At 68.5% G+C, this 12,972-nt stretch carries 7 protein-coding genes; 2 read left to right on the top strand and 5 right to left on the bottom strand.

Going from position 1 to position 12,972, the window contains the following annotated elements:
- Nucleotides 1-171: 171 nt before the first annotated feature.
- On the bottom strand, nucleotides 172-2,460 hold the full coding sequence (gene murJ / locus ACFP3V_RS09700) for a murein biosynthesis integral membrane protein MurJ (RefSeq protein ID WP_380581978.1): 2,289 nt from the start codon (nucleotides 2,458-2,460) through the stop codon (nucleotides 172-174).
- 80 nt (nucleotides 2,461-2,540) lie between these two features.
- A complete protein-coding gene (locus ACFP3V_RS09695; protein WP_380581975.1) occupies nucleotides 2,541-4,871 on the bottom strand; it encodes a DUF6049 family protein in 2,331 nt (776 codons plus the stop codon).
- 141 nt (nucleotides 4,872-5,012) lie between these two features.
- On the opposite strand from ACFP3V_RS09695, the gene ACFP3V_RS09690 reads away from it, so the two are divergent.
- Complete coding sequence (locus tag ACFP3V_RS09690) at nucleotides 5,013-6,479, top strand: CCA tRNA nucleotidyltransferase (protein ID WP_380581973.1); 1,467 nt, start codon at nucleotides 5,013-5,015, stop codon at nucleotides 6,477-6,479.
- On the opposite strand, the gene ACFP3V_RS09685 is transcribed toward ACFP3V_RS09690, so the two are convergent.
- The 3 genes from ACFP3V_RS09685 to ACFP3V_RS09675 all read right to left on the bottom strand — a co-directional run bounded on the left by ACFP3V_RS09685 (nucleotide 6,425) and on the right by ACFP3V_RS09675 (nucleotide 9,766).
- Nucleotides 6,425-7,714 (bottom strand): MFS transporter, encoded by a 1,290-nt coding sequence (locus tag ACFP3V_RS09685; RefSeq protein ID WP_380581970.1) that lies wholly within the window; start codon nucleotides 7,712-7,714, stop codon nucleotides 6,425-6,427. The genes ACFP3V_RS09690 and ACFP3V_RS09685 overlap by 55 nt on opposite strands.
- Before the next feature lie 112 nt (nucleotides 7,715-7,826).
- Nucleotides 7,827-8,909: an inositol-3-phosphate synthase gene (locus ACFP3V_RS09680; RefSeq protein ID WP_380581968.1), complete on the bottom strand. Its 1,083-nt coding sequence runs from the start codon at nucleotides 8,907-8,909 to the stop codon at nucleotides 7,827-7,829.
- Nucleotides 8,910-9,085: 176 nt separating this feature from the next.
- Nucleotides 9,086-9,766 (bottom strand): PadR family transcriptional regulator, encoded by a 681-nt coding sequence (locus ACFP3V_RS09675; RefSeq protein ID WP_380581966.1) that lies wholly within the window; start codon nucleotides 9,764-9,766, stop codon nucleotides 9,086-9,088.
- A 580-nt stretch (nucleotides 9,767-10,346) separates the two neighbouring features.
- Between ACFP3V_RS09675 and ACFP3V_RS09670 the strand changes: the two genes are divergently transcribed.
- Complete coding sequence (locus ACFP3V_RS09670; RefSeq protein WP_380581964.1) at nucleotides 10,347-12,833, top strand: transglycosylase domain-containing protein; 2,487 nt, start codon at nucleotides 10,347-10,349, stop codon at nucleotides 12,831-12,833.
- The last annotated feature ends 139 nt before the right edge of the window (nucleotides 12,834-12,972 follow it).

Genomic DNA, 12,972 nt, shown 5'->3' with positions numbered 1-12,972 from the left:
TCCGTGGATTCGTCCACGGCGGCCTTGCTGCGCTCCGCCACCGGCGACCTGCCTCCCCTAGCCATGCGATCGACCATGTCCTGCTGCCATGGTCAATTCTGCCAACTCCCCTACCGAGGTACGACCGACGCTTGCCCCGGTTGGTTGCGCGAGGCCGCTGGGGATTCGGTCTCAGCGTCCGATTCTGGCGCGAACCATGCCGATGAGCGAATTGAGCTCCTCGATACGCATCCGCTGAGCGATCACCAGGAAGAGGCCCAACTGCACTGCGGCTCCCACGACCAGAGCCAGGAGCTGCCCGAGGAACCCCGTGATGACGTAGTGGGTGATGGCATACGAGACGCCGAAGCCCACCACGGCCGGGATCAGGCTGGCACCGATCAGCTTGGCGTAGGTACGCCTGATCCGGTCGCTGTCCAAGCCGCCGAGCCGGCGGCGCAGCCGCGGAACCGCCACCATCAGGCCGATCAGGTAGGACGCGCCGTAAGCGAAGGCCATGCCGGTGACCGCCCAGTTGCCCGGCAGCAGGAGGTAAGCGACGAGCGAGAGCAGGGCGTTGGAGGCGGCCACCCAGACTGTGTTGTAGAAGGGCGTCCTGGTGTCCTCGTACGCGTAGAAGCCGCGGAGGAGTACGTACTGGGCGGAGTACGGGATGAGACCCAAGGCGAAGGCGGAGAGCATGAATCCGCTCGCCTTGCCGGTGTGGCCGTAGAGGACCTGGCCGATGGCCGGCCCCAGGGAGAGGAAGAGGAAGGCCGCCGGAACGATGGCCACTGCCGAGGTGCGCAGGCCGTAGGAGAGGTCGTCCCGCACCGCGCCGGGGTCGCCATCCGCGGCAGCGCGGGAGATGCGTGGCAGGACGGCGCTCATGACCGAGACGGTGATGATGGCCTGCGGCATCTGCCAGATGAGCAGGGCGTTGGAGAAGGCGGCGATGCCCGCGTCGCCCGGTGCGGCGGCAGTGGCCAGCTGGGTGACGGCGAGATAGCCGGCCTGGTTGGCCAGGACGAAGAGGAAGGTCCACTTGGCCAACTTGGCCGCGTGGCCAAGTCCGTGGCCACGCCAGTCGAAGCGGGGACGGAAGTGGAAGCCGGCCGCGCGCAGGTACGGCATCATGGCCAGCGCCTGAACCGCGAGACCCAGCAGTGTGCCGATGCCGATGAGCCGGACGCCCTCGGGGGTGATGCTGATCTGCTTCGCGGGTCCGTGAAAGGTCCCGAAGGCCCAGATGTACATGCCGAACGTGAAGATGACGACCACGTTGTTCAGGACCGGGGTCCACATCATGGCGCCGAAGCGGCCTCGCGCATTGAGGATCTGGCCCATCACCACGTGGATGCCCATGAAGAAGATGGTGGGCAGGCAGTAACGGGCGAAGTCGACCGTGACCTCGGCGGAGACGGGATCGCTCATCACCTTGCTGGAGATGAGGCGTACAAAGACCGGTGCGCCCAGCACGGTCACGAAGACCACTGCGCCAAGCCCGACCATGACCAGGGTGAGCAGCCGGTTGGCGTAGGCGACGCCACCGTCCTCGTCGTTCTTCATCGAGCGGACGAGCTGGGGGACGAAGACCGCGTTGAGAGCACCGCCGCCGACCAGGATGTAGATCATGGTGGGCAGGGTGTTGGCGATGTTGTAGCTGTTGGCGAGGGCGCCGAGGCCGATCGCCCAGGCCATCACCATGGTGCGGAGGAAGCCTGTTCCACGTGAAACCAGGGTTCCAGCCGCCATCACTGCGCTGGAGCTGAGGATGCTCGCAACTTTGCCGCCGGACTTGCCTGCTGACGCCTCCTCAGCAGGCTGCGCGGCCTGGCCACCGCCGTGGACCCCCTGCGGAAGATCCTGCGGCAGCAGCGGGATGGTCCCGGTGCTCTCTGCCGCGCTGTCGCCGCCCACGCTCCCGTAGACGGCCGGACCGCTGTCCCGGAAGAGGAAGTCGTAGGAGTCCTGGCCACCGGGCGCCTGCCCGGGCCCGGCAGGCTGGGCGGGCTGGGCAGGCGGCTGCTGGGACTGGTAGTCGGGGTAAGGCGGCTGGGCGTATCCCTGCGTCGGGTACGTCGGCTGCGGGTAGGGCTGCTGCCCCTGCTGCGGATGCGGCTGCGACGGATACGGCGGCTGCCCCTGCTGTGGCGGGTACGGCTGCTGCTGCGGGTAGGGCTGCTGCGGATAGCCCGGCTGGTGCTGCTGCGGGCGGCCCGCGCTGCTGATCAGTTCATCTACGCCGACGTACTGCTCGGCAGGGCTCCCGGGCCAGGGCACCCCAGGCTGACCGGGCTGCTGTGGAGCCTGGGCCTGCGGCACCGATTGCTGCTGCCAGGCCTGGCTGCTCGGGTACTCCGCGTGCTGGTAGGGATCCTGGGGGGCGTAGGGGTCGTGCGCGTAGGTCTGCTCCAGGTACGGGTCGGCTCCGGCCCCGCCGGGCTCCGGGCTGGTCCTGCCGTCACGCGGCCCGCTCATGGCACTCTCTCCGGATTCTCGCCTACTGACAGGTGCCTACCCTCTCAGATCCAGGAGCGGATCCGCAGAGCACGGCAGGTTCAGACGGTGGTTTCTTCTTCCGAGCCGTTGCCCGAGCCGTTGCCTGACCCGTTGTCCGAGCCGCCTGTCGACCCGCCAGCAGGGCCGTTCTCCTCCCCTTGCTCAGGGGTGCTGTCGAAGCTCTGCTGCGCGCTGTTCTTCTTGCGCTTCCAGTACAGCCGCAGGCCGGCCAGCAGGACCAGGAACGCGCCGCCGACGAGCAGCAGAACAACACCGGTGGACACCGACGTGACCTTGACCGTGAAGGAGTAGGACTGGCCGCTTCCGAAAGGCTTGCCGTCCGCCGTGTACAGCTGGGCGACCATCGTGACGGTCCCGTTCGCGCTGGCCTTCACCGGGAAGCGGAAGGTCTTCTTGGTGCCGCCGCCGTCGATGCTGATCCCGGTGACCACCGCGTTCTCGGGCTTGTCGAGGCGCAGTCGCGTCGGCGAGAGCGAGGTCAGGTGCAGTTCCAGCCCGGTCACCTTCTGCTGCAAATTGTTGGTGACGCTGACGGCGACGGTGCCCGATGAGTTGCCGCCGGGGAGGGTCACCGTATTGCCCGGCTTGGGCAGGATGTGCACCGCGTCCAGTTCGCTGCTGAGGTAGCCGACCGTCGATGCCAGGTAGTCACCGGAACCGCTCTGCGTGCGCCACTGGGTGGAAACCGACCGCAGGATGGCGGTGTTGAACGGCGCCTTGAGGCGGGCCGGTTCGGTCAGCACCTTGGCCAGGTCGGCGATGTTCTGCTGCACCGCCAGCACGTCCGGCAGCGAGGGGAGTTCGCTTTTCGCCACCGACTTCGGATAGGTGGACGCGGGCGGGACCTTGGTGGTGACCCCCGGGTCGGGAGTGGCGTTGATCGCCGTGGAAAGGTCCACCGCCTTGGCCCACTTGCCACTGACCGCCTGCTGGAGCGCCTTCAGCAACGTCTCCGCGGTCGCCGCCGAGAGGTTGCGCGGCGGCTCGAGCAGGATGGTTCGCTGCCGGTTGGGCTTCTCCTCGGTGATCTGCAGCGTTTCCGCGAGAAAGCGCTGGGTGGCCGCCGTCTTCTGCGCGGGGGTGCTCAGCTGGCCGGCGAAGATGTCCGCCAGCGTGGCATCGCCGACCAGGGCCGTCATCCCGCCGACCGATCGGGCGGCGTTGGGCGTGTAGTCCAGGTTCTGGGCGTCGGACATGCTGTCACCGCTCACGATGACCGTCCGGTCCCCCATGGACTTGGCCAGGGAGAGGATCGAGCCGTCCAGGTAGCCCTGGTAGGGCCAGGCCACGGTGTGATCCGCGGTCACCTGCAGGCGGTCGAGCCCCAGTTCCTGCGAGGTGCTCAGCAGCGAGGTGAGCGGCTTGGTGCTGCCGGAGCTGTGCGCGATCGACGCGAGGTCGGGGTCACCGTAGGGAAGTGCGACGACCTTCTGCTTCTGCAGGGTGCTCTGCAGCCCGGTGAACCAGCTCTGCGCGGTCTGACTGCCCTTTCCGCTCTGGGTGCACTTGCAGTCCGGCGTCGCGCCCTCGTTGTCGTCCCCGGTGAGCACCTGGTACTTGCCGGTCATCCCCACGACGGTGTTCACCAGGTCGGGATCGATGACCCAGCTCAGATGCAGGGTGCTGGTGTACGCGTTGCCCAGGGCGCTGAGCTGTCCGAGCCGGCCCTCGGGACCCAGGTCGGTGGCCAGTTGATCATCCGTCAGAACGGGCTGTTCGCCGCCCTGGTCGGTGTAGGTCTGCGCCTGCACCTTGGGGGCGGCCACGATCGGCCACAGGGTGGCGATCTGGGTCGGCTTGGCGGTGCCCTTGCTCGGATAGAGGGGCAGGAAGGTACGTGCGGCCCCGAGCGAGTGGAGGTACGCGGCCGAGTTGGTGGTGCCCTCCGCGTCCACCGTGAGCGCGAAGACGCCCTCGTCGGAGCTGAGATGCAGATCCTTGACGGACACCTTGAGAGTGAACGGTGCGCTCGCCCCCGCGGCCAGTGAACCCACGTCCTGGCGGGGCGACTTGAGCTCCAGCCCGTCCACAGAGCTGCGGGCCCCGCGGTCCGCCGTGTCGGCGATCTCGGCTCGGGTCTGCATCGGGTTTCCGGTGGTGCGCAGCCCCAGGTGCAGATCGTGCACCGCACCGGCGCCGGTGTTGGTGACCGCTCCGGAGAGCGTGACGGTGCCGTTCGACTTGGGTGCCGTGGGGCTGACCGTGTTGATGGTCACGGTGACCTGCTGCTTGCTGCTGCTTGCCGCGGGGGCGGCCGCGTCGGCGGCGGGGATCAGCACCGGCCCGCCCAGGACGGTGATGCCCGCGGCCAGCAGAACCGTCCCCGCGGCGCGCCAACGACGCCGACCGTGCTGTGCCGCCTCGCTCACGCGCCCTCGCTGTTCCTCGCTGTGCCCCGTGATTCACCATCTTTGCGTTCTGGCATGGTAACGACGCCGGGACCCGTCCCGTGCCGCTGGGAGCCCCGGATGGGGGCTTGCGAGGCTCTGCGGCCCGTACCCTTGTCTGTCGTGCCGAACGACATTCCTTCCAGCGCCGCTGCCGAGCAGGCCCCCGACCGCGTCCCGCGGGTCGGCGACACCGCCGCCGTCCGCGAGATCCTGCGTGCCTACCCTGTGGCGGAGGAGCTCGGACACCGCTTCCAGCAGGGCGGATTCAAGCTCGCGCTGGTCGGCGGCTCGGTGCGGGACGTCCTTCTGGGCCGTCTCGGCAGTGATCTCGACTTCACCACCGATGCCCGTCCGGAGCAGATCCTCAAGCTGGTGAAGGGCTGGGCGGACGCCGTCTGGGACGTGGGCATCGCGTTCGGGACCATCGGCGCGCGCAAGGGCGAGCTGCAGATCGAGATCACCACCTACCGCTCCGAGGCCTACGACCGCACCTCGCGCAAGCCTGAGGTGTCCTACGGGGACAGCATCGAGGAGGACCTGGTCCGCCGGGACTTCACGGTGAACGCGATGGCTGTGGCTCTGCCCGCCGTCGAGTTCATCGATCCCCACCACGGCCTGCAGGATCTCGCCGCCAGGGTGCTGCGCACGCCCGGAACGCCGGAGCAGTCCTTCGACGACGACCCGCTGCGGATGATGCGCGCTGCCCGCTTCTCGGCTCAGCTCGGCTTCGAGGTGGCCCCCGAGGTCGTGACCGCCATGGCGGAGATGGCCGGCCGGATCGAGATCGTCTCCGCCGAGCGCGTCCAGGCCGAGCTCAACAAGCTGATCCTGTCGCCCCACCCCCGCAGGGGCCTGACCCTGCTGGTCGACACCGGCCTGGCCGAGCACGTCCTGCCGGAGCTCCCCGCGCTGCGGCTGGAGCGTGACGAGCACCACCGGCACAAGGACGTCTACGAGCACACGCTGACGGTGCTGGAGCAGGCCATCGATCTGGAGACCGAGGGGCCCGATCTGACGCTTCGTCTGGCGGCGCTGCTGCATGACATCGGCAAGCCGCGGACCCGTCGGTTCGAGCCGGGCGGTGGCGTCTCGTTCCATCACCACGAGATCGTCGGCGCCAAGCTGACGCGCAAGCGGATGCGGGCGCTCAAGTACTCCAACGAGCTCACCGATGACGTCTCCAAGCTGGTCGAGCTGCACCTGCGCTTCCACGGCTACGGCACCGGCGAGTGGACCGATTCCGCGGTGCGCCGCTATGTGCGCGACGCGGGCCCGCTGCTGGACCGGCTCCACAAGCTGACGCGGTCGGACTGCACCACCCGCAACCGCAAGAAGGCCGCGGCGCTGTCCCGCTCCTACGACGGCCTGGAGCAGCGCATCGCGCAACTCCAGGAGCAGGAGGAACTGGACGCCATCCGCCCGGACCTGAACGGCGATCAGATCATGGCCGTCCTGGGTATCAAGCCCGGGCGGGAGGTCGGCGAGGCCTACCGGTACTTGCTGGAACAGCGCCTGGAGCTCGGGCCGCAGTCTCAGGAGGAGGCGGAGCGGATGCTCAAGGAGTGGTGGGCGGAGCGGCAGAAGTAGCCGACCGCCGTTGCCGCGTACAGCGCTGAGCTGGTCAGCACCAGCGGTGCTGAGCGGCCTGACACGGGCAGCACCAGCGCGCACGCCGCCGCGGCCGTGACCAGCGACACGTTGAACAGGATGTCGTAGAGGACGAAGACACGGCCGCGGTACCCGTCGGCGACGGTGGCCTGGACAGTGGTGTCGACGCTGATCTTGACCCCTTGGGAGACCAGACCCAGCACGAAGGCCGCGATGACGGTCGGCAGGGGTGCGAACAGCAGGCCGAGGACCGGTGTCAGCACGGCCCCGAGGGCGGCGCAGCAGCTGAGCCAGCCGGCGACGCCCAGGCGCCGGGTGGCCCAGGGCGTGATCAGCGCAGCGGCGAAGAATCCGGCGGCGGAGACACCGAGAGCCAGGCCGAGATAGCGCAGCGCGGTGCCCTGGTCATCGGGGGCGGCGAAGCTGTTGCGGCAGAGCATGAGCAGGGTGACCAGCAGCAGCCCATAGCAGAAGCGGCAGATGGTGACCGCCGCGAGGGCGTCGCGGGCTGGCCGGGCCTCGCGGCGCAGGTAGCTGAGGCCGGAGCGCAGGTCCGCCGTGGAATCCGCGAACGTCCGCCGTAGCGCCAGGTGTTGGGGGTGTTCGGGGCCGAGTGCGTCAGGGCCGAGGCGTTGCGCCGTCGCGGCGGAGGCCGCATAGCCCAGCGCGGCGAGCGCGAGAAGTCCGGCGTTGGCCTGGGGCCCGGGGGTCAGGGCGAGCCGCACGACCACCGCGAGACCTGCCCCGACGGTGGTGGCCACGGTTCCGGCCGTCGGTGCCAGGGCGTTGGCGGTGACCAGTGAGCCGGCCGGGACGACATGCGGCGTCCCGGCGGAGAGTCCGGCGAGGACGAAGCGGTTGATCCCGGTGACCACCAGAGCAGCGGCGAAGAAGACCGCGGTGGGCACCCGGGCCAGGACGAGAGCCGCGGTGCCCAGGCAGAGCAGCAGCCTCAGCCCGTTCCCCTGCACCAGCACGTGGCGTCGCCGCCAACGGTCGAGGACGGCTCCGGCGATAGGCCCGAAGAGGGTGAACGGCAGCAGCATGACCGCGAAGGCGGAGGCGATGGCGCCCGGGGTGGCCTGCCGCTCGGGGGAGAAGACGACATAGCTGGCCAGGGCGGCCTGGAACGCTCCGTCGGCGGCCTGGGAGAGCAGTCGGGTGCCCAGCAGGAGGCGAAAGCCTCGGAGCCGCAGGAGCGTTGTGATCACCACGGTGCTAAGCGTGGCATGTTTCACGTGAAACGGTTGACACGCAGGCCGAGGGGGTGCGGGGCGACCTGCCCCGCACCCCCTCGGAGGTGCAGCGTTCAGCGCGGAGCGTGGCTCAGCGCTCGACCTCGCCGCGGATGAACTTCTCGACGTTCTCGCGGGCCTCGTCGTCGAAGTACTGGACCGGCGGGGACTTCATGAAGTAGCTGGAGGCGGAGAGCACCGGGCCGCCGATGCCGCGGTCCTTGGCGATCTTCGCCGCGCGCAGGGCGTCGATGATGACACCGGCGGAGTTCGGGGAGTCCCAGACCTCGAGCTTGTACTCCAGGTTCAGCGGAACGTCACCGAAGGCGCGACCCTCGAGGCGGACGTAGGCCCACTTGCGGTCGTCCAGCCAGGCCACGTAGTCGGACGGGCCGATGTGGACGTTCTTCGCGCCGAGGTCGCGGTCCTTGATCTGCGAGGTGACGGCCTGGGTCTTCGAGATCTTCTTGGACTCGAGGCGGTCGCGCTCGAGCATGTTCTTGAAGTCCATGTTGCCGCCGACGTTCAGCTGCATGGTGCGCTCGAGGATGACACCGCGGTCCTCGAAGAGCTTGGCCATCACGCGGTGCGTGATGGTCGCGCCGACCTGCGACTTGATGTCGTCACCGACGATCGGCACACCGGCCTCGGTGAACTTGTCGGCCCACTCCTTGGTGCCGGCGATGAACACCGGGAGGGCGTTCACGAAGGCCACCTTGGCGTCGATGGCGCACTGGGCGTAGAACTTGGCGGCGTCCTCGGAACCCACGGGGAGGTAGCAGACCAGGACATCGACCTGACGGTCCTTCAGGACCTGCACGACGTCGACCGGCTCCTCGGTCGACTCCTCGATGGTCTCGCGGTAGTACTTGCCGAGACCGTCCAGGGTGTGGCCGCGCTGGACCTGGACGCCGGTGGAGGGGACGTCGCAGATCTTGATGGTGTTGTTCTCCGAGGCGCCGATGGCATCGGCCAGGTCCAGGCCGACCTTCTTGGCGTCCACGTCGAAGGCGGCGACGAACTCCACGTCGCGGACGTGGTAGTCACCGAACTGCACGTGCATCAGACCGGGCACGCGGCTGTTCGGGTCGGCGTCCTTGTAGTACTCGACACCCTGCACCAGCGACGCGGCGCAGTTGCCCACGCCCACGATGGCTACGCGAACCGAACCCATTCCGGTTGCTCCCTAGTGTGTGTTCCGAGGATGCCGCGCCGTGGCGCGGCATCCCTGAATTCTTCGTTGCGGTACGTCAATGCGTGTGCCGGCAGTCCCGCTGCCGCCCGCATACGGCCCGTCCCTCGACACGACTCTGTGACGGGGGTCAGGCTCGGATTCGGCGCCGCCGACTGTCAGCGGCGCTCCGGGCGGTCGGGAGGCCCGCTGGGAGATGTCCCGGTGGGGCCTTGGCCGTCCGAAATCTGTGGGGCGCCGTCCTCGGCGCCGGGGGGTGAGCTGCCTGCCTGCCGCCCGCTCCGGTTGGAGCGCTCGGTCTCGATCAGCTCGTTGAGCCAGCGAACCTCGCGCTCCACCGACTCCAGACCATGCCGCTGGAGTTCGAGGGTGTAGGCGTCGAGGCGCTCGCGGGTGCGGGCCAGGGAGGCGCGCATCCGCTCCATGCGCTCCTCGAGGCGGTTGCGCCGGCCTTCCAGCACGCGCATCCGCACCGCGCGGTCGGTCTGCCCGAAGAAGGCGAAGTGCACGCCGAAGTGCTCGTCCTCCCAGGCGTCGGGCCCGGAGTCGGAGAGCAGTTCCTCGAAGCGCTGCTTGCCCTCGGGGGTCAGCCGGTACACGATCTTGGATCGCTTGCCGTTGAGCGCGGTGGGCGGGATGTACTGCGTGTCGGGGTTGTCCTCCACCAGGTACCCCTGCGCCACCAACCCCTTCAGGCAGGGGTAGAGGGTGCCGTAGGAGAAGGCGCGGAATGAGCCCAACAGCACGTTGAGGCGCTTGCGCAGCTCGTAGCCGTGCATCGGGGCGTCGTGCAGCAGGCCGAGGACAGCGAACTCGAGGATTCCGGAGCGTCTGCTCATGGTCGTCTGCCGCCTCCCTTCCTGCTGCGCCGTTCGCTTCCCACGTCACCGCGCGGCTGCCCGAACCGGGGGCCGATCGGTCTCTCGGTCGAGAGCAGTATGCCACTGCGATGTATCGACTCGATACATCGGGACGATAGGACGCGCGCGTGAATGACGCAAGGGCGACTCCCTGGGCCGGTCGTGGTGGAGCTTTCCTAAGGATTCACAGCGGTTATGTCCCAAATGGGAGTTGACGCCCGCTTAGCTGCCTTACGTCGCTGCGTACTCTGTGCGCTATGCAAAAAGCCGGGAACCGATGTGACGCCTGGGGCGTCGTCGTCCCCGGTGCAATCTGGCCAGACCGGCCGGCGCCTTGGGGGAACAGCACCGTCACCTTCAGGCCGCGAAGCCTGTCCGAGGAGCAGCTGGAAGCATGAGCGAACACCGGCGAAAGCCGCCGCAGAACGCGAGCCGCCAGGAGGGCCTGCCGCCCCGGCGTAGCGCGCGCGCCCACGGTGCCCCGCAGGGGCCCGGCGCCCCGCAGGGCGCGGGGGCCCCTCGCCCCGGCACTGCCGGCGGAACTGCGCAGCAACCGCGCATGACCCGTGCCGAAATGCGGCGCGCTGCTCAGGGCAAGGGCCGCGGCAGTCGGGGCAAGGGCGCTGGTGCCGCCGCACCGGCCGGCCCCAAGCCCAAGCGGTTCATCGACTACCCGCGCTGGGGCAAGACCGGCTTCAAGCGCTGGATTCCCTCCTGGAAGCAGGTGTCCAGCGGCATCCTCGTCGCCGTGGCGGCCCTCTTCGGCCTGGTCGGCTACGCCTATGCGCACGTCCAACTGCCCACGGAGAACGCCGCTCTGAAGATGCAGAGCAACACGTACCTGTGGAAGGACGGCACCCTTCTGGCGCGCCGGGGAACCTACTACCGGGAGAACGTGCCGCTGGACAAGATCCCGCTGGCGGTGCAGAACGACTTCATCGCCGCGGAGAACGAGACCTTCTGGACCGACAAGGGCATCGACCCCCAGGGCATCCTGCGTGCCCTGTACAAGATGGCCCAGGGCGGTGACACCCAGTCGGGCTCGACGATCACCCAGCAGTACATCAAGAACGCCTACCTGGACAGCAACCAGACGTTCACCCGCAAGTTCAACGAGATCCTGCTGTCGATCAAGATCAACCAGACGATGTCGAAGCAGCAGATCCTTGAGGCCTACCTCAACGGCGTCTACTTCGGCCGAGGGGCCTACGGCATCCAGGCCGCCGCCAAGACGTACTACGGCATCGACGCCAAGAGCCTGAACGTCAGTCAGGGTGCCTTCCTGGCCGCACTGGTCAACGGTCCGAGCCTGTACGACCCGTACGGTTCCGACGAGACCGGTACCAATGCCGCGAACAACAAGGCACGGGCCATCGCGCGCTGGCAGTACGTCCTCAACCGGCAGGTCGTCGACAAGATGCAGAGCGCCGCACAGGCCCAGCAGGCGCTCACCGCCAACAAGTTCCCGATGCCCAAGGGTTTCGCCAAGGACAGCAGCAAGTCGGGATACGTCGGCTACCTGGTCGATCTGGCGACCAACAACCTGCTGCGCAGCGGCGTCTCCCGCGCCGACTTGGACAAGGGCGGCTACACGATCTGGACGACCTTCGACAAGAAGGCCATGGACGACATGAAGGCCGCCGTCGACGGCACCTTCAAGGGCAAGCTCGACCCCAAGCGCACGGTGGTCAACACCGTGGACGACAGGGGCACGCCCCAGTACGGCAAGAGCTATCCGGTGGACGCGTGGCTCCATGCGGGCGGCGCTTCCGTCAAGCCCGGTGACGGTGCGGTGACGGCCATCTACGGCGGACCCGACTACCTGAAGCAGCAGTTCGACGACGCGGACAACCCCGGCGTCCTGGTCGGTTCGACCTTCAAGGCCTTCGTGCTCGCCGCTGCCCTCGAGTACGGCGTCCAGTCGAACAACCAGGGAACGGCGTCGCCGGGGACGGGTCTGTCCCTGGACACGCTCTACAACGGCAACAACAAGCTGAAGATTCGTAAGCCTGACGGGACCCTGTGGACGGACAAGAACGGCCCCTGGACCCAGGTCAACGACTCGGGTGAGAACCTCGGCCCGATCAACCTCAAGAAGGCGATGGCCCAGTCCGTCAACACCGTCTACGTCCAGCTGGGCATGGACGTCGGGATGGACAAAGTCAAGCAGGCGGCGATCCAGGCCGGTCTCAGCCCCAGCACCCAGTGGGGTGGCCTCGGCCCGTCCTTCGCCCTGGGCACCTCCACGCCGGGACCGATCCGTCTCGCCGCGGCCTACGCGACCTTCGCCTCCTCCGGTATGGAGGCCGATCCCTACGAGGTCGACCACTACACCGTCAACGGGAAGACCGTCTCGCTGAAGAGCACTCCCAAGCGCGTCTTCAGCCCGGACGTCGCCGACTCGGTGACCACCGCGCTCAAGGCCGTCATCAACGGCGGAACCGGTGAGAAGGCCCGCGCGCTCGGCTGGGACGCGGCCGGCAAGACCGGTACCACCGACTCCAAGCGTTCCGCCTGGTTCGTGGGATACACCAAGACCCTGTCGACGGCGATCGGACTGTGGGACCAGAGCCCTAAGGACCACTCCTTCTGGCCCCTCGTCGGCCTGACCGGCAAAACCAAGATCTACGGTGCCGACTACCCGACCGAGATCTGGACCACCTACATGAAGTCCGTCCTTTCCGGCGAGACCCCGGTGGACCTGCCTGCGGACCCGCACTACGGCGTGGTGCAGAACGAGGCCGGCGTGCGGGCCAGCGCCTCGGCGAGTCCCTCGGCCAGTGCGTCGGCGAGCGCGACGCAGTCGGTCAACCCCAGCCCGACGCCCAGCCTGACCCAGGGGAACGGCAACGGGAACGGCGGTAACGGCAACGGGAACGGCGGCACCGGCACCAGCCCGTCGCCCACCGCATCGACCTGCATCCTCTTCTGCGGCAACGGCGGCGGTAACGGCGGCCACGGCAACGGAGGCGGCACCGGGGGCGGGTCCAGCGGCTCACCGTCCTCCTCTCCCAGTACGTCGAACTCCCCGGCGACCGGGAACTGACGGCTCGGCGGACCGACGCCGGGTCGGCTGAACGGCGCGGCCCCGCTTCGGCGGGGGCCGCGCCGTTCCGCGTGGAACGCCTGGAGTCCGTGGAACGCCTGGAGTCCGCGGGGCGGGTGGAGCGGGTGGAGCGCGTGGA

Source organism: Streptacidiphilus monticola (genome assembly GCF_042658505.1).
GTDB classification, from domain to species: Bacteria; Actinomycetota; Actinomycetes; order Streptomycetales; family Streptomycetaceae; genus Streptacidiphilus; species Streptacidiphilus monticola.
This window is presented reverse-complemented; position numbering and strand designations above follow the sequence as displayed.